Consider the following 16,187-nt stretch of genomic DNA (forward strand, 5'->3'; position numbering starts at 1 on the left):
GTTTCCTGGGCGTGTCCCATCATCCAATCGCGCCATGTGCCGTAAGGCCGCCCCACCGTGATTAGACCAATTTTCGCGCATGCGATGCTGGCAACAATCTGGCAAGCAACAGTGAAGTAGGCCTCTGAGAACGGCGGTGAAAAACTAGTCCACGGAAGCGGCGGCATGGAGCTGCTGCGGGCAGCGTGGAACTATATCTCAGGATCGGCCAGGCCTGCGCGGCGGGTATGAGCCAGCGTCAGGCGGCGAGGGCCTTCAACATCTCCCGCGATACGGTTGCGAAGATGATGACGTTCTCGGTGCCGCCGGATTACCGGCGGGCGGCCGAGGTCAGGCGACAGAAGCTTGATCCCCTCATCCCGATCATCGAGGCCTGGCTTGAGGCGGACCGCTCCATGTCGTGGAAGCAGCGACATACGGCTAAACGGGTGTTCGACCGGCTGCGTGACGCATGCAGTTTCACCGGCGGCTACACGATCATCAAGGATTACATCCGGGAGCGGGAACGGCGGGGCCAAGAAGTCTTCATGCCGCTTGCGCATCCACCGGGCCATGCGCAGGCTGGCTGCGCGGCCTCGGCTGCCACCCGCACGGTGTGAGTCGCTTAATCCGTGTCATGGCAGTCTCTTCGGATACAAGCGCCCCACATGCCTGGATAATACTCGCCTTGGTTGCCGGGTGGGAGGAAACATCACTTTATAGGCTTAAAATCCTGTATTTATTGGCAGGTCGCCAACGTGCAAGCAACGGGCAACAATCAATTCGGATGCTGATCTGTTAAGCACCCCGTTTGTCGTAACGAGGATCATGCAGATGTTCGCGAAACTGCGCATGTGCTTCGGCGCCCTGATAGTGTCGGCTTCTTGGATAACCGTGCCTGCCTGGGGCGCTACCGTGACCACGCTCCCTGATGGGCCTGCAGGCGGCACTGCCATCGACCTGAAGGTCGACGACTTCGAACGTCTCGGCAACTGCGGAGGCGGCGGGTCCGTCGTCAACGATGGTTGCTCGGTCGTGACGAAGGCGGACCCTGCCGCGCCCCACGCCTTTGGCCGCTTTGATCCGCCGCCCTCGACCTACTGGATCGACAGCCAGGACATCGACAAGCTGAAGTGGACCGTCATGGCCCCGGTAAGCTTTTCGTCCATGACCTTTGCCCTAACCGACGCACATGATCAGAAAGACAGCCATTTCGTCATGTCTTTCCTCGAAGACGGCACTTGGACGCCCATCTGGGAAATCGCAACCGAGCAGCAGAACGGCAATCTCTTCTGGCTGACCGTGGACTTTGGCAAGGCCATCACAGCGGCTGAGTTCATGTTTTCGACCAAGTCCGAGCCGGGTTATGACGGTTACGGCATCTCGCAAGTGACCGTAGCCCCTGCGCCCGTTCCGGTGCCTGCTGCGGCCGTGCTTCTGGCAAGTGGGTTGGCCCTCATGGCGGGTTTTCGGCGGCGCACCCGACGCTGAGGTTGTAACAGACATCCCACCCGCTTGGCTGCCGATCCATCGGCGCCCTTGGGCCTGTGGCAAGCCTATGCCCTTCCGCGGCTTCAACGGAGAAACAAGTTATTACCCTGCAAGGCCTAGCCGCGGAACGGCGAGCAGTGCCGGGATCGCCGTTGCATAGTCTGACGTGGCCACGACTTGGCGCGGGCGCAGCTTGCCCGGTTCCGCCAAGCCGTCAAGCAGGGTTGCGACCGGCGTGCTGCGGCCCAGATCGGCGAGGCTTCCCGCCGCAGAAAGCAATGCGTAGCGCGATCTTGGTGCAGGGCGACTGTCCTTTGGCTGTCTTGCGGCAGCTGGCTTACAGTGTCCGGTAGTGATTTATCGCCAAGGTCTCGCTGGGACGACACACGGCGCGAATTTCCGCGTTTTGGCGGCTGACAGACCTGCCCCAACGCCGCTTGGCAACCACGGTGTCGGGTATCACTCTGTGAACGGCCCCAAAACGCATAACTTCCAAGTTCCAGTGCCAGTCTTCGTAGCCATAGCCCAGGTCTGGTTTGCGTGCTTGGTAAGGAACACGCAGCGCAAACGACCTGGGACAAATGCACATCATATCCCAATAATTGTTGAAATAAAGGTATGCCTTTGAATAAAGGGGATCGAGCTGGTCGATGAGGGAAAAGACATTGGCGTCTTCGTCGAAGATCCAGTTTAATTCCGGATGAGCAATTTCCAAGCTGTCGGCTGGACGTTTCTGAAGGAAACGGACCGCTGCGATCAACCAGTTCTCGGATATCAGATCATCGCCATCAAGCCAGGCCAGCCATTTGCCGGACGATTGACGCACCAGCCTGTTCCGCAGGATATAGGGATCCCTGAAATCGTAGTGTTCGACGCGCCAGTTCCTGACGATATCCGGCTGGGCAAAAAACTGCGCAGTTTCAAAGGTTGGCGCATCAAGGCCCACCAGCCTTTCCACTGTCAACCCGCCAGCTTCGGCTGCTGCAATCGCTCGTTCGGCGCTTTGCAAGGATGGTCCAGCCAGGTGAGCCTCGTTGTGAGCTGTGACCAGGACCGAGATATCCGCACTTTTGCCTATCATGAATCATGTCCTTGATCCGTGTAGTCTCCGGCGTCAATGATCGCATTCAAGGCGTCTGAATAGTGGCTCGGGGTTCGCAGGCCCAGCGTTCTCTTGCGAAGCAAATCAGCACGCTGCTGCGCGGCCCGAGGGTCATCCAGAATGGATCGAATGGCGGCGATGTAATCATTGATGTTTTCGACATCGTATACCGGAATTGCAGCATCGGCGGTTGCAATTTCACCCGTGCCGCCGACAACAGAACTGACCAAAGGCAATCCGATCGTAGCGACTTCGATGAGCATGTTGGGCACGCCGTCCCAGCCCGATGTATAGAGCCAGACGTCGCAATCCTGAAGAGGGATTTCGGTGATGTTGCGATAGCTGCCGTTCAGAATAAGATTGCTCGGCTTTTCCATTGGCCAATTTGAACCGCCCCAAACTTGAAAATCGACCTCCGGCATGTTCTTGGCGATCTTGGTCAGGATGTCGATCCGCTTCTGTGGTGCAAAGCGGCCTCCCCAGAAGACATTCGGACGCTGATTTTCCTTGCGACCCCTGACTTTCACCTGCGGCAGGTCGGGATCGGTTGGCGTGTCGAGAACATGGATCCTCGAAAGAGCCTTGCTTGAAAGATGATAACGGCCGGACAGTTCGTTTTTCAACGCTTGGCTATCCACAAGAACTGCATCGATATAGGGCAAGCTCCGGTGATAGAACTCGATCGGGTATCCATACCAATGCCCGCGCACGTTCTTTTCCGGGCAGAATAGGTAGACGAAAATCTTGCACAAGTTACCCAGAGGCTGCCCGTATTTCACGACCATGTCCCAGCACAGTGCCGAATTGATGTTCAGCATGATCGCCGGACGCAAGGCACGAACATATTCGAACAGAACGCGCGGCCGATCGTCGCGCGCGACCTCTTTCAGCACTGCGTGAAGGTCGATAATGCGAACACCTTCGGGAAACCGTTGATCGTAATCGAACTCGGACGTGTCCGTATGGATGATCACGACGTTCTCGGCGCCATATCGATCGACCAGGACCTGACAGGCAACGCCCGCGATCTTTGACGATCCGCCCATATGGACCCATGGCAGCACGATCGCGGCTTGCGCGGGTCGCCAATTGGCGGCGTTCATTGCCTGCAGCATCGCGCTCATGCAGGACAGGTGATTGCTCGACCGATATGGCGAAAACTGGAATTGCAGGGCAGCGTCATAGGACGACATGATAAGGGGATCAACGTCCGCAAGCATCGCCACCTGCTTGCCCAACTCTCCGTGCAAGAGGCGATCAACAATCGATTGCCGCCGTTCATCTATCTCTTTTTCGACGGTTTCAGGTTGCCAGCCATGCAACCGGCAGAACTGATCGAACGGCGCGGCACCGGTGGAAAAACATGACTTTGGCAATCCTTGCCGCTTGCCGAACTTCATATAGTGGATGAAATCAGGCAGGTCGGCATGGTTATCCCTCGGACGTATGCTGTTATAGAACGACGCATCGAACCAAAGGTTGGGGGCCCGTCCTTCGGCAGCTCCGTGTTTCAGGTAATGCTCCACTGGGTCCACGCCGGCCAACGCGATGTCAACGTTTCGGGCGTAATAATAGCTTTTGTCTATCGAGTTTCGAAGGTCTGGGTTGTCTATCGGATCCTGATCGGACTGGACCTCCGTCTGATCGCTGTTGGTAACATAGTGAAACAGCGGGTTATCTCCGTTGGCAGCAACACTGGGATTTCTCAGAAGATAATCCTTCGTATTGAAATAGAAGCTGGGATTCCGGCCTTCGCGCCATCCGTAATCGACATAATGAGCAACCGCCCCTCCCGGATATTCCCGAGTGTCCGGGTTGTGAGAGAAATAATAATCCTCATCCACATGCGGCCGGATGAACTCAAGGATTTGGTCGCGCAGCAGGGCGGCATGTTTTGCCGCAGCGGCATCCGCACTTTCACCTTCGTGTGTGTCGTAGCCGATCAAGCCGTTAAGGACACAGTGCAGTAGCGGGTTGATTTCCGCAGCAGCGACATCAGGATTGTTCATCAGGTACTTTTTCGTGTCGAACTTGCTGTTGGGATTCCGACCCTCTTTCCAGCCATAGTCGATAAAATGGCTGACTGCCCCACCCTTGTATTCCTTGGTGTCGGGATAGGTTTGGAAGTAGTAATCCTGATCAACGTGCGGGTTGATGATCTCGTATTCGCTGTTGTTTTTCACGATCATTCCACCGTAACGGATTTTGCGAAGTTGCGGGACTGGTTCACGTCGGCGCCCTTGGCCACCGCCGTATGATAAGCCAGATACTGCATCGTGATCGCATAAAGGATCGGCTGGAAGACCCCACCGCCCGACGGCATCCGCAGCGTAGCCTGCACCCCGTGGCTGGCTGCGGAAAGCCTGTCTTCGTCCGAGACAAGCAGGATCGGACCGTGTCGGGCCTTGACCTCCTGCATGTTCAATGCGGTCTTTTCGAACAATGCGTCATGCGGCGCCAGCACGATTACCGGCACATCGCGGTCGATCAGCAGGATCGGGCCGTGCGTCAGTTCGCCCTAGGCATAGCCCTCGGCATGGATATAGCTCAGTTCCCTTAGCTTCAGCGCCCCTTCCAGGGTCACCCGATACAGCGTAGCGCGACCCAGGAACAGCAGGTCGCGAGCCTGCGACAGCCATTCCGACGAGGCCCGGCAATCGTCCAACAGGTCCACAACCTGCCGCATCAGGCCAGGGATCGACCGCAGGTCGGACGGATCTGGTTCTCGACAGGGTTGGCGTCCAGTTCAAGCGTGCCATTACCGAGGAAGCGGATCAGGCCGGGCCAGTGTGCAAGGGTGGCGGGGTATGGGTTCAGTCAGCACAGGCCAATCTTGTCAGGTGTCGGGCAGATAGTTGCGCGGCGCCGTGGGTATTCTCCTGACCTCAGTCCCGAAGACATCCACAGGCCTCAAGGCTGTAGCTGCAAGATGCCGATCAGTTAACGCAGGATCCGCAGAAACCTCCCCCTCTACTTGCACAGAATGTGGCGCAGGTCGCTTGCTTCCGGCACCGTGTCGAAGACCAGTTGCGCCTCGATATGGCGCAGATGCGCTTCAAGCAGGTCGCTGGCCCTTGCGCCGTCGCTCTTGCGGATGGCCGAGGCGATCTCGCCATGTTCTTCGTCCTGGCAAAGGACGTGGCTCGAGCCCGCGAACAGCCCGATGATAAGGGAACTGCGCATGATGAGCTCGTGCAGGAACTCGGCCAGGACGTCGTTCTGCCCGATCTTGGCCAGAATCATGTGAAACTCGCCCGACAGGCGGATTGCCTGGGCGCGGTCACCGTTCTGGCGGGCCAGAATCTCGGCCTGCACGACGTGGTCCAGTTCCGCAAGATCGGTCCCCGTCGCGTGCTGCGCCGCGTTTCGCGCCAGCGTCTTTTCGATGGCCCGCCGGGCTTGGAAGACGTTATGCGCCTCGGGTTGGGTAGGAACGCGCACGAATGCGCCGCGGTTTGGCCGCAGCTCGACCGTCTTGCGAGTCGCCAGGATGACAAGCGCGCGGCGCACATCAGTCCGGCCACAATCATAGATCTCGCACAGCTCCGGCTCGCTTAGCTTGGTGCCGGGGCGCAGGCGCCGTTCAAGAATGGCCTCGACCACCCCGTCGACGATCCGGCTTTCTGCATTCAGTGCCATGGGTCTGCGTTTCTCCTGCCTGCCGGAGGGAAACTATGCCGCCGATCCGGACAGCACAAGAAGCCTGCAATGCTTCAAAGATGAATCGTTGACACATCATGTGCGAATCGTCGACGATTGGGAAGCAGAAGCAAGCCGGAGGCGCTCATGAAAATCCTTCTCGTCAACCCCAACGCGACGGCCTCGATGACCGACAAGATCGCTGAAAGTGCCCGGCGTGTGGCAGGCCCGGGGGTCGAGATCCTTGCCCGGACGGGCGAAGGATCGCCCGCCAGCATCGAGGGCCACTATGACGAGGCGATGTCGGTGCCCGCCCTGCTGCGCCATGTCCGCGAGGCCGAGCAGCAGGGCGTTGCCGGCGTCGTGGTGGCCTGTTTCGACGATCCGGGCATCGGCGCCTGCCGGGAACTGGCAAGCGGGCCGGTCATCGGCATCGCCGAGGCCGCGATGAAGGCCGCAACCATGCTGGCCACCAGCTTCTCGGTCGTCACCACCCTGCCGCGGTCGGTCCCGGTGATCGAGGAACTGGCGCGGCGCTATGGCGTGGACCACCAGTGCCGCAAGGTCCGCTCTGCCAGCATTCCCGTCCTTGCGCTTGAAGAGGAAGGTTCAGGCGCGCGTGAAAAGGTGCGCGACGAAATCCTCCGCGCCATCCGCGAGGACAATTGCGAGGCAATCGTCCTGGGCTGCGCCGGCATGGCCGACCTGACCGACTGGCTGTCGCGGGAAACCGGGGTGCCGGTCATCGACGGCGTCACCGTCGCCGTCAAGTTCGTGGAAGGGCTGGCGGCCGTCGGCCTCGGGACCAGCAAAATCTGCGCCTATGCGCAGCCGAACCAGAAATAAAACCAAGATCAACAACAGGGAAGGACAAGGAGATGTCGTCGATAGAAAACCTGGCCGGCGGCCAGATTATAGAAACCGATCACAAGAAAGTAGGCGAGGAAACGCTTGCCCCGCAACGTCACCGGATCATGGATCCCTGGTCCTATCTGTTTGCCTGGCTGGGTGGCTGCGTATCCATCGGGACGTTCACCGTCGGTTCCGGCCTGGCGGGCACGCTGAACCTTTTGCAGGTGTTCCTGGCCATCGCCATCGGCTGCACGGTGATCGGGGTGGCCCTGGCGATCAACGGCGCGGCGGGCCATAAATACGGTATCCCTTTTATGGTGCAGGCGCGGTCGTCCTTCGGCTTTGCGGGCACGCGCCTTCCGGCCCTTGTCCGGTCGGTGCCCGCGATCGTCTGGTTCGGCTTCCAAAGCTGGATCGGCGCGGGCGCGCTGAACCTGGTGTCGGTGACGCTGTTCGGATTCGACAGCATCGTCTTCTGGTTCATCGCTTTCCAGTTCCTGCAGATCGGCCTGTCGGTCCTGGGCTTCAGCGGCATCAAGTGGCTGGAGAACATCGGCTCGGTCTTCATCATCGGCGCGCTGATCTACATGTTCTTCAGCGTGATCGGCAAATACGGCGACCAGATCTCGGCGAACCTGCTGCAGGCAGAGGGCACCTGGGGCGCGCCGTTCTGGGCCGCCACGATGCTGTTCCTGGGCGTTTACAGCACGATGATGCTGAACGTGTCGGACTATTCACGCGAGTTGAAGGAAAGCGTCTCGCCGCTGCGGCAGGTGGTGATCTATGCGAATTCGACCCTGCCGGCCACGCTGTTCATGGGCCTGATCGGACTCATGGTGTCCAGTGCCACGGGCGAGGTCGATCCGATCAAGGTGTTTTCCAGCGCCGTGGACAACAAGATCCTGCTGATCATCACGCTTCTGTTCATCGTCTTCGCCCAGGTCACGACCAACGTGCTGAACAACGTGATCCCGCCTGCCTATGCGCTGATGGACATCTTCAAGCTGAACTTCAAGACCTCGGCGGTCCTGGTGGGGCTGCTGGCCTTCGCGACCTTCCCCTGGGAACTGGTCAAGGACGAATCCGCCGCCGGGCTGAACCTGTTCATCCAGACCTATTCGGCCTTCCTGGGACCGATCTTCGCGGTGCTGGTGGTGGACTACTATGTGCTGCGCAAGCGTCAGTTGAACCTGGACCTGCTCTATGACGAGAACGGACCCTACAAGGGTGTCAACTGGGCGGCGTTCATCGCTACGGCAGTCGGCATCGTCTTCGCGCTGATCTTTTCCGGCATTTCCTGGTACGCCAGCCTGATCCCCGCAGGCGTGACCTATTACGTGCTGATGAAGACCCTGCCCTCGGCCCGCCGGTTCCTGTCGAACTGACCCAGGATCAGACGTCCGGCCTGTCATAGGGGGCCGGACGATCACCCTTCCAGCACTTCGCTTCACCCGTTACAAGGATCGGGCCATGTCCCGGACAGACCAGCTCCGCGCGGCCGCCGCCGGATCCTGCCGCATCTCGTATGCCGCCGTTGCAGTGCTTTGCCTTGCCGGAGGCAACGTGGCCGCCGCCGAAATGCCACCGCCACCGAAAGCATGACGGCGCTTGCCCAAGAAGCTGCTGGTGAAAAGGCTTGGATCCTGGGACGGACAAACGACGCTGCTCCACGGCTTCTGACCACCTCTGAAGATATGGTCCAGGCCGCCAAAGAGGTTGTCAGATCGGCCGGCAGGCGGCTGAGAGCGAAGGCTCCGCTGCATTCATCGTTTCCGCCTTCAGCGATCCCGGTCTTGCCGAGTCGCGCAAGGCGTTGCCGGATGCCGTTGTCGTGGGCATCGGCAAGGGGGTGTTCCACGAAGCGGCTCGTGACGGACGCTCGTTTGCCATCGTGACGATCACCCGGATCCCGCGTTGATAGCGTCATTCCAGGCCAGAGCAGGGGATCTTGGCTACGCAGATCAGTGCCAGGGTGTCCGCGTCACACCCGGCGATCCAAAAGAGCTTGTCGAGAAGCCCGAGCAACTCGATGCAGCCTTCGACGGTCCGCTTGTCGTTGCCGTGACGGCCGCCACAAATGCCGCGTTGAAGAAGATAGCCAGGTAGCTACCTCCACAACTTGAGCGGACACAAGATTTCTCGACAGGTGCCTGTCAACTGCGACTGGCAACAGTAATCGCCCCTTTCCTGAGAACATCATTGGACCAATCATGCAGGACTTTACTTGATCGGATTTGCAGCACCGGACAGAGAGTCGTCCCCAGGGAGATCAGGCGTCCTCTGAACCGTTTCCTTGCGGACGCTGCCAAAAAGGTTTTGGAGCAATGAGCCATGGACCTGAGAGAGGTGTCTCTATGTGGACGAAGCTGACGTTCGCTGGATCAATCCCACCTTGGTCAGCTTTTCAGGGTTCCAGGTAACGTAGATACTGGCGATCTGCCCGGCTTCTGTTTCCAGAGCGGTAGCTTGAAGTTCGCCTCTGATCTTCTTGACTTTGATCAAGGCCATCAAGCGCCGGGTCAGCCATGAACCGGTTCTATCCAACCTTGCAACGGCAAAGGGACAACATCATGGCCAAGACTGTCTTGATCACTGGCGCAGGTTCCGGCATGGGACTGGCCACCGCGCTGCTGCTGGCCGAAGGCGGCTATCGCGTTTTTGCGGGCATTCGCGGCAATGATGCGGATCTGATGGCGCAGGCACGGGGCAGGGGGGTCCAAATCACGCCGGTCCGGCTGGATGTCCAGGACACCGCTTCAATCCGCGATGCCGTGGCCCAGGTGATATCGGACGCGGGCCGGATCGACGTGCTGGTCAACAATGCCGGCTTTGGCCTGCTGGCCACGGTCGAGGACGGCACGGACGAGGAAATGATGTGGCAGTTCGACGTCAATGTCTTCGGCCTTCTGCGCACCACCCGCGAGGTCCTGCCGCATATGCGCAACGCGGGGGGCGGCGTTATAATCAACATCTCGTCCTTTCTGGGGCGCATGGGCCTGCCGCTGCTGACCCATTACAACGCCAGCAAATATGCGGTCGAGGGGATCACGGATTCGCTGCGCTTCGAAGTCGGACCCTTTGGCATCCGCGTGCATTCCATCCTTGCAGGGCTGTTCGGAACCAACTTCGTCAAGAAGGGGCTGGTGGCGAATGCCGCAACCACAAGCGAGGCATCGCCCTATCGCGACCTGGTCAGCCATTTCGTGCCAATCGTCGCCCAGGCGATCAATGAAGGTCCCTCGCCCGAGCCAATCGCCAGGGCGGTCCAGGCCATCATCGAGGATGAAGGCAGCGACATTGCCGTCATGGTCGGCACCGAGGCCGAGCAATTCGTCCCCTTGCGCCGAAGCCTGCCTGACAAGGACTTCGAGGCCCAGGTGATCGGGACATTCGGTCTGCCACCCGCTGATCGACAGAGCGCCACCGAAAGTAATCGATAATTCACCCGCAAGTGGTGGCCACCGGTTGCATGGCATGGTTATCTTTCCTCTCGTGGCAATCGCAACCGCACGCAATTTCAGGATGCCATGCTCAAGCATCCTGCCCTACCTGCTGTGAAAGGAGCCGCTGCATCTGTGCGGATGGCGGCACTGACGAGCTGCGTCAGCTTGTAGCGATCCGCGTCTTCCGGTCCTACGAACCCCGGCAGACCATCCTCATGGACGGCGACATGGTGGATTTCGTCGGGACCGTTCTCGGCGGAATGGTGTCCCTGACAAAGATCATGCCGGATGAAGGAACCCAGGTGGTTGCCCTGCCCGGGACAAAGGCTTCTGGAGCAATCCTCCAAAAAGCTCGATGCGGCGCGGGAATGGATGAGCTGCTGCCGGTTTCGTGGACAGCAGATTAAGCTCGCCTGGAGCGTCCCTCGAACTCTACTGGGCTGACGTAGCCCAGTTTCGAATGGCGGCGCCGCGGGTTACAGAGGCGCTTGGATGCAGTCGAAGATATTGGCGCTAGCATTATTTCGGGTGCGATACACTTTGCGGGCGGTCCGTTCGATCTTCAGCGTCAAGAAGAAGCTTTCCGTCGCAGAATCGTCCCAGACCTTGCCCGCTCTGCTCATTGAGCATGTGATCCCTTTGTCCGCCAGCAGGCGCCATTGCAGCACCGGCTCGTCCTCGTCACAGTGACGCTTATTCGAACAGGGCGAGGAACGAATGCAGCTGATCCTTTATTCCGACCTGAACCCGACCCCCTGGAAGAACGGCGGCGGGGAAACGCGCGAAATCGCGACGTTTCCTCCAGGCGCGGAATTCAACGACTTTGACTGGCGCCTGTCGATCGCCACCATTGCCGAGGATGGGGCATTCTCGGCCTTTCCGGGCATCGACCGCACGCTGATCCTGATGTCGGGCAACGGTGTCACCCTGCGCTTGGATAACAGGGCAGAGCATGTCTTGAAGGCAGGCGATCTTCTGACATTCGCTGGCGAACAGGCCGTCTATTCCACGCTTCTGGACGGCACTGTGCAGGATCTGAACGTCATGCTGCGGAGGGGGCGGTTCCTTGCGCGGATCGACAGGGTGTTGTTGCGTGACAAGGCAGCGCTTGATCCAGGGATTAGCGGTGCGGCCGTCGTTGTGCGGGAAGGGCAAGCAAGCCTGTCCGACGGGTTGATCTTGGGGCCAGGCGACACGATCTTGTGCAATCCCACAGATTCGGGAACGATTACGTTGACGGGTGAGGCCGATCTTGTCTTGGTTCGCTTTCGTCCAGTGGATCAGCCAGCTACAGGGTAACCAGCAGATTTCCCATCGGCTCGACGCAGACATGCAGAAAAGCGGCTGTCGCAGCGTTCGGGGCAGAGTCGCGGCGCGCGCGATGGCGACGCGCTTCGAGGGCAGGCGATCGGTCAGCGCCAACCCCCCACGTGCCCGCAATCATAGGCCAGATCATGCAGAAGGTCGGTCGCCCGAGCTGGCCCGCGCCCAGACCGTTGGCGACCATGGCGCCCAGCATCTCTATGGAGGCGGTTGCAACGGCCATGAGGGGCGTCACCCCTGACATCTGGAACAGCGACAGGAAATAGCTTCGCCTATGGGGCAGGTTGATCAGCACCACCGGATCGGCGGCCAGGTCGGCCAGAGATACTGGGTTGCCTTCGCCAAGCGGTGGATGGGCGGAACGCATCGCCGCCGCGCGCACCGGGATCGGGCTGACGCTGCTGCCGGTCCACTATCAGTTCGGCGGCTGCGACGGCCGTCCGCTGGGTCCGGGGCAGGTTCGCTTCGGCACCGATCCCGACCAGTTCGTGCGGCTTCTGGACGCGGCCGAAGGCGCGCTGCGCCACCTGCCCCCGGACGCGGGGATCGGGGTCGCCCCCCATTCGCTGCGCGCCGTCAGCCCGGATGCGCTGCGCCTTTGCGCCGCCCTGCGGCCCGGCCGCCCGCTGCACATGCACCTGGCCGAACAGATCCCCGAGGTCGAGGAGGTCCTGGCCGCGCGCGGGCTGCGCCCGGTCGAATGGGTGCTGGAACACTGCGCCCCCGACAGCCGCTGGACCCTGATCCACCTGACCCACATGACCGCCGATGAAACCTGCCGCCTGGCCGCGAAATCGGAACCCGGGACTAGGCGTCGTACTCAATAGGGGGTTCCGGTTTGGCATGTGTCGTGCTTCACCTTTGCTCAGAGCAGGACGGGGTCATGCCGCGATACGATCCAAGCGACGCGGAATGGCGGCTTGTCGAGCCGGTGCTTCCGCGGCCCGGGAAGGGCAAGCCCCTGGTGGACGACGGCCGGGTGGTGAACGGCATTTTCCATGTGTTGCGGACCGGGGCACCGTGCGCGATCTGCCCGAACGTGTTTGTCCTTGCACCACGGTCTGCAACCGGTTCAGCCGCTGGGCCAAACGTGACCTCTGGTTGAAGATGTTTGAGACATTGGCGCAGCGATCACCGCAGTCGCTGCAGTTGATCGACAGTGCAGCCCGAAACTGGGGCACAGCGTCACCACCCGGTCGCTTGGACGCAGCACCGCGCGGAAGATTGCGCCGATCAGATCCTCGGATCCGTTGCCCAGGATGACGCAATCGGGATCGGTGCCGGAACGCTCGGCGATGGCTTGGCGCAGTCTGCTGTCGGTGGCATCGGGATAGCGCCCGATCCCGGCTGCGGCATCGCGCATCGCGGCAATGGCAGCGGGCGAGGGACCAAGCGGAGATTCGTTGCTGTCCAGCTTGGCCCGGGCGTCGATGCCGTAAACCTCGCGGAAGCGGTCCAGGGCCAGGCCCGCGTTGTAATCGGGCAAGCCCGCCACTTCGGGGCGGATGATGTCGTATGTCGGTGCCATGTGATCGCCTTATGTATCGAAAATCTTGCCGGGGTTCATGATCCCTTTGGGATCGACGGCCTGCTTCAGCCGCCGCATCAGACCCAAAGCCGGGCCATGTTCGGCGGCCATGTAGGATTTCTTATCCAGGCCGACGCCATGCTCCCCCGTCGATGTGCCATCCAGGGACAAGGCCATCTCGACCAGCCGCTGGCTGATCCGGCGTCCGGTGGCGGTTTCATCGGGATCGGTCGGGTCGAACAGCAGCACCAGATGGAAGTTGCCGTCGCCCACATGGCCGACCAGCGGGGCCAGAAGATCGGTTTGCGCTATCTCTGCCTTGATGGCGGAAATGCATTCCGCCAGTCGAGAGATCGGGACACAGACATCGGTGGACAGACCCTTGATCCCCGGCCGCAACGCACGCGCGGCGTAAAGCGCGTCATGGCGGATCCGCCACAGCCGCTTGGCGTCGTCAGGCGACTGTGCCAGTTCGATGCGGCTGGCGCCGCCGTCCCGCATCAGTTCGGTCAGCAGGTCGAGGTCATGGGCAACCGCCGCTTCCGATCCCGCAAGTTCGATCCACAGCGTTGGAACTTCGGGCAGATCGGCCTGGCGATAGGAGTTGATGGCCCGCATCTGCAAATCGTCCGCCAGATCGATCCGCTGCAAACCCAGTCCCATCTGCAGGGCCGCTGCGACGCAGGCGGTTGCTGATCCAGCAGCGGAAAGCTGGCCAAGACGGTCCGGGTAGCGGCGGGAATGCCAGCCAGCCGCAGGCCCTTGGCTGGCCGAACCCCGTCCATTTGGGCTGGCTTGCCGCCTTTGCGGTATTGCAGGTCCTGCGGCTCTGGGTGCTTCTCAGCCTCGGGTCGCGCTGGACCACGCGGATCATCGTTCTGGACGAGCCGCTGGTCGCGCGCGGTCCCTATCGCTGGGTCTCGCATCCCAACTACCTGGTCGTGATCGCCGAGATCGCCGTGGCCCCGATGGTGCTGGGCCTGTGGCCGGTGGCCGCGGTCTTCACGATCCTGAATGCCCTGGTCCTGCGCGTCAGGATCCGTGAGGAAGCCCGCGCCCTCGGCCTGCGCCCGTGACGCCTGCATGGCGCGTGGTGCAATCATCGCGTGCGAGAATCGCCGAAATGTGCTAGGCTTCCCGGGACGGATCGGCCCTGGAACGGGGCAGAGGCCGGGCCTCCGGCGGACACCTCTGGCCGACCCCCTGCACGGGGAGGATGCAGCCATGACCGACAAAACGATTGGCAACCCGCTGAGCTGGAGCGCGCAGAAGCTGGCCGGCATGGGCCGGGGCGTCGGGCAGGCGATCGACGGGATCGGCAGCCACCAGATCACCCGGCCACAGGTCAACCGGATCGATCTTGCCGATCTTCGCATGGCCCTGAGGGAAGGCGCCCGCGACTTTGCCGCCTTGCGATCGGACGTCATCGTCCTGGTGGCGCTTTATCCGGTGATCGGCTTCATCCTGGCCGTCTGGGTCCTGAATGCCGGTCAGGTTCACCTGCTGTTTCCCCTGGTCGCCGGCTTTCCGCTGATCGGCCCGGCCGCGGCCATCGGCCTTTACGAGATGAGCCGCCGCCGGGAGGCAGGCTTGCCGGCCGACTGGGGCGCGGCACTCTCGGCCCTGAGCGGGCGGGTGCTTGGGCCGGTGCTGATGCTTGGCCTGCTTCTTCTGGTGGTCTTCGTGCTGTGGCTGAACGCCGCCCATGCGATCTGGGCCGCGACACTGGGACCGCAGACCTATGACAGCCTTCTGGTCTTGCTGCGCGACTGCCTGACGACCCAGCCCGGCCGCGAAATGCTGCTCCTCGGGGTCGCCACCGGCTTTCTGTTCGCCGTTCTGGTCCTTTCCATCGGCATGGTCTCGTTCCCGATGCTGATCGACCGGCCCGTCGGCGTCCCGCTGGCCCTTGCGACCTCGCTGGCAGTGGCAAGAACAAATCCCGGCGCCACGGCCGCCTGGGGGATGATCGTATCCGCTGCGCTGTTGGGAGGGATGATCCCGTTCTTTGCCGGGTTGATCGTGGTCCTGCCAATCCTGGGCCATGCCACCTGGCACCTTTATCGCCGCGCGGTGACCTTCCCAGAACCGGCCGCCGGAAGATCGCCCGCCGTGTGAGGCGGCGACCGCGCCCAGCGGCGGATAAGGACGACAACACAGCCCGGTTCTGTCGCACACCCCTGATGAAGCGATGGTCCTGTTCAACCGGATTGTTGAGACATTTGATCCCCACCCTCTCGATTGGGATCGGGCTACCAAACCGTTTCGGCATTCGGTTGGCGTCCCTGATGACGTGGGTATTGGCCGCACTCTGGTCGATGACGATCTTCCGCGGCGGGCCGCTGGCATCCATTGCTATGGCCAAGAACTAGATGGCTGCCGGCTTGTTTCGGCGCTTCGACAGCATGAAGTCCAGGGTCTCCGGCGTGCAGGATGATGTCTTTGAGGAAAATGAGCACCCTTGAATGACACGGTCATCGCCCATCCCCCAACGTCCGTCCTCAAGTCGAGCATAGCCTGCTGTCACTGACCTGACAAAGTTGCGACAGAGCCGGTCTTCATGAGCCCGAGCATGACATCGCGGGCCTGACGGCCAGCGGCGCCTTCGGGGCCGAGGCCATGGCCCTGGGCTTCGACGCCGATGTCGAAGACCCGCTGAGCCTGGTCAGGGTCACGACCGAGGCTTTCTGCTCTGCCGGGGTGGCATCGCCGGGGCAGGTATTCCCGTCCTCGTCATCCAGGAAGGGGGCTATCAGGTGGCCGTCATCGGCGACTGCCTCCAACGGTTCCTGCAAGGGCTGCATTCCGCGCCGTGACGGCCCCTGCCCTC

At 61.1% G+C, this 16,187-nt stretch carries 20 protein-coding genes and 4 pseudogenes; 12 read left to right on the top strand and 12 right to left on the bottom strand.

The window, feature by feature from the left end; all coding sequences use genetic code 11:
- Positions 1 to 185: 185 nt before the first annotated feature.
- Together RAH32_RS14205 and RAH32_RS14210 are read left to right on the top strand one after the other, a co-directional pair.
- Positions 186 to 563, top strand: a pseudogene (locus RAH32_RS14205) (helix-turn-helix domain-containing protein); the annotation flags it as partial.
- 250 nt (positions 564 to 813) lie between these two features.
- The gene (locus RAH32_RS14210) at positions 814 to 1,470 is read left to right on the top strand and encodes a hypothetical protein (protein WP_306608605.1); all 657 of its coding nucleotides are present in this window, start codon (positions 814 to 816) and stop codon (positions 1,468 to 1,470) included.
- A gap of 337 nt (positions 1,471 to 1,807) precedes the next feature.
- Here the strand turns inward: RAH32_RS14210 and RAH32_RS14215 are convergent, their stop codons facing one another.
- From RAH32_RS14215 to RAH32_RS14235, 6 genes are all read right to left on the bottom strand, one after another.
- Positions 1,808 to 2,551, bottom strand: coding sequence for a glycosyltransferase (locus RAH32_RS14215; RefSeq protein ID WP_306608606.1), 744 nt, complete (start codon positions 2,549 to 2,551; stop codon positions 1,808 to 1,810).
- Positions 2,548 to 4,755, bottom strand: a complete 2,208-nt coding sequence (locus tag RAH32_RS14220) for a glycosyltransferase family 4 protein (protein ID WP_306608607.1) — start codon at positions 4,753 to 4,755, stop codon at positions 2,548 to 2,550. The genes RAH32_RS14215 and RAH32_RS14220 overlap by 4 nt, the downstream gene beginning before the upstream one ends.
- A gap of 2 nt (positions 4,756 to 4,757) precedes the next feature.
- Complete coding sequence (locus RAH32_RS14225) at positions 4,758 to 5,084, bottom strand: SIS domain-containing protein (RefSeq protein ID WP_306608668.1); 327 nt, start codon at positions 5,082 to 5,084, stop codon at positions 4,758 to 4,760.
- Positions 5,085 to 5,090: 6 nt separating this feature from the next.
- Positions 5,091 to 5,258 carry a hypothetical protein gene (locus tag RAH32_RS14230; RefSeq protein WP_306608608.1) on the bottom strand — a complete coding sequence of 56 codons (168 nt, stop codon included), beginning with the start codon at positions 5,256 to 5,258 and terminating at the stop codon, positions 5,091 to 5,093.
- Positions 5,258 to 5,389 carry an IS66 family transposase gene (locus RAH32_RS21540; protein WP_373429718.1) on the bottom strand — a complete coding sequence of 44 codons (132 nt, stop codon included), beginning with the start codon at positions 5,387 to 5,389 and terminating at the stop codon, positions 5,258 to 5,260. Before RAH32_RS21540 ends, RAH32_RS14230 begins: the two co-directional genes overlap by 1 nt.
- Before the next feature lie 153 nt (positions 5,390 to 5,542).
- Positions 5,543 to 6,211 (bottom strand): GntR family transcriptional regulator, encoded by a 669-nt coding sequence (locus RAH32_RS14235; RefSeq protein WP_306608609.1) that lies wholly within the window; start codon positions 6,209 to 6,211, stop codon positions 5,543 to 5,545.
- Positions 6,212 to 6,358: 147 nt separating this feature from the next.
- On the opposite strand from RAH32_RS14235, the gene RAH32_RS14240 reads away from it, so the two are divergent.
- From RAH32_RS14240 to RAH32_RS14255, 5 genes are all read left to right on the top strand, one after another.
- On the top strand, positions 6,359 to 7,057 hold the full coding sequence (locus tag RAH32_RS14240) for an aspartate/glutamate racemase family protein (protein WP_306608610.1): 699 nt from the start codon (positions 6,359 to 6,361) through the stop codon (positions 7,055 to 7,057).
- A 32-nt stretch (positions 7,058 to 7,089) separates the two neighbouring features.
- The gene (locus RAH32_RS14245) at positions 7,090 to 8,448 is read left to right on the top strand and encodes an NCS1 family transporter (RefSeq protein ID WP_306608611.1); all 1,359 of its coding nucleotides are present in this window, start codon (positions 7,090 to 7,092) and stop codon (positions 8,446 to 8,448) included.
- A gap of 338 nt (positions 8,449 to 8,786) precedes the next feature.
- Entirely contained in the window at positions 8,787 to 8,981 is a 195-nt protein-coding gene (locus RAH32_RS21545) for an aspartate/glutamate racemase family protein (RefSeq protein WP_373429719.1), read from the top strand.
- A gap of 652 nt (positions 8,982 to 9,633) precedes the next feature.
- On the top strand, positions 9,634 to 10,503 hold the full coding sequence (locus RAH32_RS14250) for an SDR family oxidoreductase (protein ID WP_306608612.1): 870 nt from the start codon (positions 9,634 to 9,636) through the stop codon (positions 10,501 to 10,503).
- Between the two features lie 230 nt (positions 10,504 to 10,733).
- Positions 10,734 to 10,913, top strand: a complete 180-nt coding sequence (locus RAH32_RS14255) for a hypothetical protein (protein WP_306608613.1) — start codon at positions 10,734 to 10,736, stop codon at positions 10,911 to 10,913.
- On the opposite strand, the pseudogene RAH32_RS14260 reads toward RAH32_RS14255, so the two are convergent.
- A pseudogene (locus RAH32_RS14260) lies at positions 10,910 to 11,162 on the bottom strand (integrase core domain-containing protein); the annotation flags it as partial. The gene RAH32_RS14255 and the pseudogene RAH32_RS14260 sit on opposite strands and share 4 nt — an antisense overlap.
- A 61-nt stretch (positions 11,163 to 11,223) precedes the next feature.
- Here RAH32_RS14260 and RAH32_RS14265 point away from each other — a divergent pair.
- Positions 11,224 to 11,805 carry a HutD/Ves family protein gene (locus RAH32_RS14265; protein ID WP_306608614.1) on the top strand — a complete coding sequence of 194 codons (582 nt, stop codon included), beginning with the start codon at positions 11,224 to 11,226 and terminating at the stop codon, positions 11,803 to 11,805.
- On the opposite strand, the gene RAH32_RS14270 is transcribed toward RAH32_RS14265, so the two are convergent.
- Complete coding sequence (locus tag RAH32_RS14270) at positions 11,795 to 12,196, bottom strand: LysR substrate-binding domain-containing protein (protein WP_306608615.1); 402 nt, start codon at positions 12,194 to 12,196, stop codon at positions 11,795 to 11,797. The genes RAH32_RS14265 and RAH32_RS14270 overlap by 11 nt on opposite strands.
- Here RAH32_RS14270 and RAH32_RS14275 point away from each other — a divergent pair.
- Positions 12,186 to 12,617: pseudogene (locus tag RAH32_RS14275) on the top strand (formimidoylglutamate deiminase); the annotation flags it as partial. The gene RAH32_RS14270 and the pseudogene RAH32_RS14275 sit on opposite strands and share 11 nt — an antisense overlap.
- A 95-nt stretch (positions 12,618 to 12,712) precedes the next feature.
- A complete protein-coding gene (locus RAH32_RS21550; protein ID WP_373429715.1) occupies positions 12,713 to 12,934 on the top strand; it encodes a transposase in 222 nt (73 codons plus the stop codon).
- Here the strand turns inward: RAH32_RS21550 and RAH32_RS14280 are convergent.
- Both RAH32_RS14280 and RAH32_RS14285 read right to left on the bottom strand, forming a co-directional pair.
- Positions 12,902 to 13,357, bottom strand: a complete 456-nt coding sequence (locus RAH32_RS14280) for a hypothetical protein (protein WP_306608616.1) — start codon at positions 13,355 to 13,357, stop codon at positions 12,902 to 12,904. The genes RAH32_RS21550 and RAH32_RS14280 overlap by 33 nt on opposite strands.
- Before the next feature lie 9 nt (positions 13,358 to 13,366).
- On the bottom strand, positions 13,367 to 14,020 hold the full coding sequence (locus tag RAH32_RS14285; RefSeq protein WP_306608617.1) for an FAD-linked oxidase C-terminal domain-containing protein: 654 nt from the start codon (positions 14,018 to 14,020) through the stop codon (positions 13,367 to 13,369).
- A gap of 26 nt (positions 14,021 to 14,046) precedes the next feature.
- Here RAH32_RS14285 and RAH32_RS14290 point away from each other — a divergent pair, with 26 nt between their 5' ends.
- Both RAH32_RS14290 and RAH32_RS14295 read left to right on the top strand, forming a co-directional pair.
- Positions 14,047 to 14,433 carry an isoprenylcysteine carboxylmethyltransferase family protein gene (locus tag RAH32_RS14290; protein ID WP_306608618.1) on the top strand — a complete coding sequence of 129 codons (387 nt, stop codon included), beginning with the start codon at positions 14,047 to 14,049 and terminating at the stop codon, positions 14,431 to 14,433.
- Between the two features lie 148 nt (positions 14,434 to 14,581).
- Positions 14,582 to 15,475, top strand: a complete 894-nt coding sequence (locus RAH32_RS14295; RefSeq protein ID WP_306608619.1) for a DUF2189 domain-containing protein — start codon at positions 14,582 to 14,584, stop codon at positions 15,473 to 15,475.
- Positions 15,476 to 15,491: 16 nt separating this feature from the next.
- Here RAH32_RS14295 and RAH32_RS14300 read toward each other — a convergent pair.
- Together RAH32_RS14300 and RAH32_RS14305 are read right to left on the bottom strand one after the other, a co-directional pair.
- Positions 15,492 to 15,779 (bottom strand): annotated as a pseudogene (locus RAH32_RS14300) (DDE-type integrase/transposase/recombinase); the annotation flags it as partial.
- A 136-nt stretch (positions 15,780 to 15,915) separates the two neighbouring features.
- Entirely contained in the window at positions 15,916 to 16,140 is a 225-nt protein-coding gene (locus RAH32_RS14305; RefSeq protein ID WP_306608620.1) for a hypothetical protein, read from the bottom strand.
- Positions 16,141 to 16,187: the final 47 nt, after the last annotated feature.

Source organism: Paracoccus yibinensis, assembly GCF_030846195.1.
Classification (GTDB): Bacteria; Pseudomonadota; Alphaproteobacteria; order Rhodobacterales; family Rhodobacteraceae; genus Paracoccus; species Paracoccus yibinensis.

Bases quoted from the DNA above. Each gene is read 5' to 3' on its own strand.
- RAH32_RS14210 (WP_306608605.1), top strand. From the start codon at position 814: ATGTTCGCGAAACTGCGCATGTGCTTCGGCGCCCTGATAGTGTCGGCT.
- RAH32_RS14215 (WP_306608606.1), bottom strand. From the start codon at position 2,551: ATGATAGGCAAAAGTGCGGATATCTCGGTCCTGGTCACAGCTCACAAC.
- RAH32_RS14230 (WP_306608608.1), bottom strand. From the start codon at position 5,258: ATGCGGCAGGTTGTGGACCTGTTGGACGATTGCCGGGCCTCGTCGGAA.
- RAH32_RS14235 (WP_306608609.1), bottom strand. From the start codon at position 6,211: ATGGCACTGAATGCAGAAAGCCGGATCGTCGACGGGGTGGTCGAGGCC.
- RAH32_RS14240 (WP_306608610.1), top strand. From the start codon at position 6,359: ATGAAAATCCTTCTCGTCAACCCCAACGCGACGGCCTCGATGACCGAC.
- RAH32_RS14245 (WP_306608611.1), top strand. From the start codon at position 7,090: ATGTCGTCGATAGAAAACCTGGCCGGCGGCCAGATTATAGAAACCGAT.
- RAH32_RS14250 (WP_306608612.1), top strand. From the start codon at position 9,634: ATGGCCAAGACTGTCTTGATCACTGGCGCAGGTTCCGGCATGGGACTG.
- RAH32_RS14255 (WP_306608613.1), top strand. From the start codon at position 10,734: ATGGTGGATTTCGTCGGGACCGTTCTCGGCGGAATGGTGTCCCTGACA.
- RAH32_RS14265 (WP_306608614.1), top strand. From the start codon at position 11,224: ATGCAGCTGATCCTTTATTCCGACCTGAACCCGACCCCCTGGAAGAAC.
- RAH32_RS14270 (WP_306608615.1), bottom strand. From the start codon at position 12,196: ATGCGTTCCGCCCATCCACCGCTTGGCGAAGGCAACCCAGTATCTCTG.
- RAH32_RS21550 (WP_373429715.1), top strand. From the start codon at position 12,713: ATGCCGCGATACGATCCAAGCGACGCGGAATGGCGGCTTGTCGAGCCG.
- RAH32_RS14280 (WP_306608616.1), bottom strand. From the start codon at position 13,357: ATGGCACCGACATACGACATCATCCGCCCCGAAGTGGCGGGCTTGCCC.
- RAH32_RS14285 (WP_306608617.1), bottom strand. From the start codon at position 14,020: ATGGGACTGGGTTTGCAGCGGATCGATCTGGCGGACGATTTGCAGATG.
- RAH32_RS14295 (WP_306608619.1), top strand. From the start codon at position 14,582: ATGACCGACAAAACGATTGGCAACCCGCTGAGCTGGAGCGCGCAGAAG.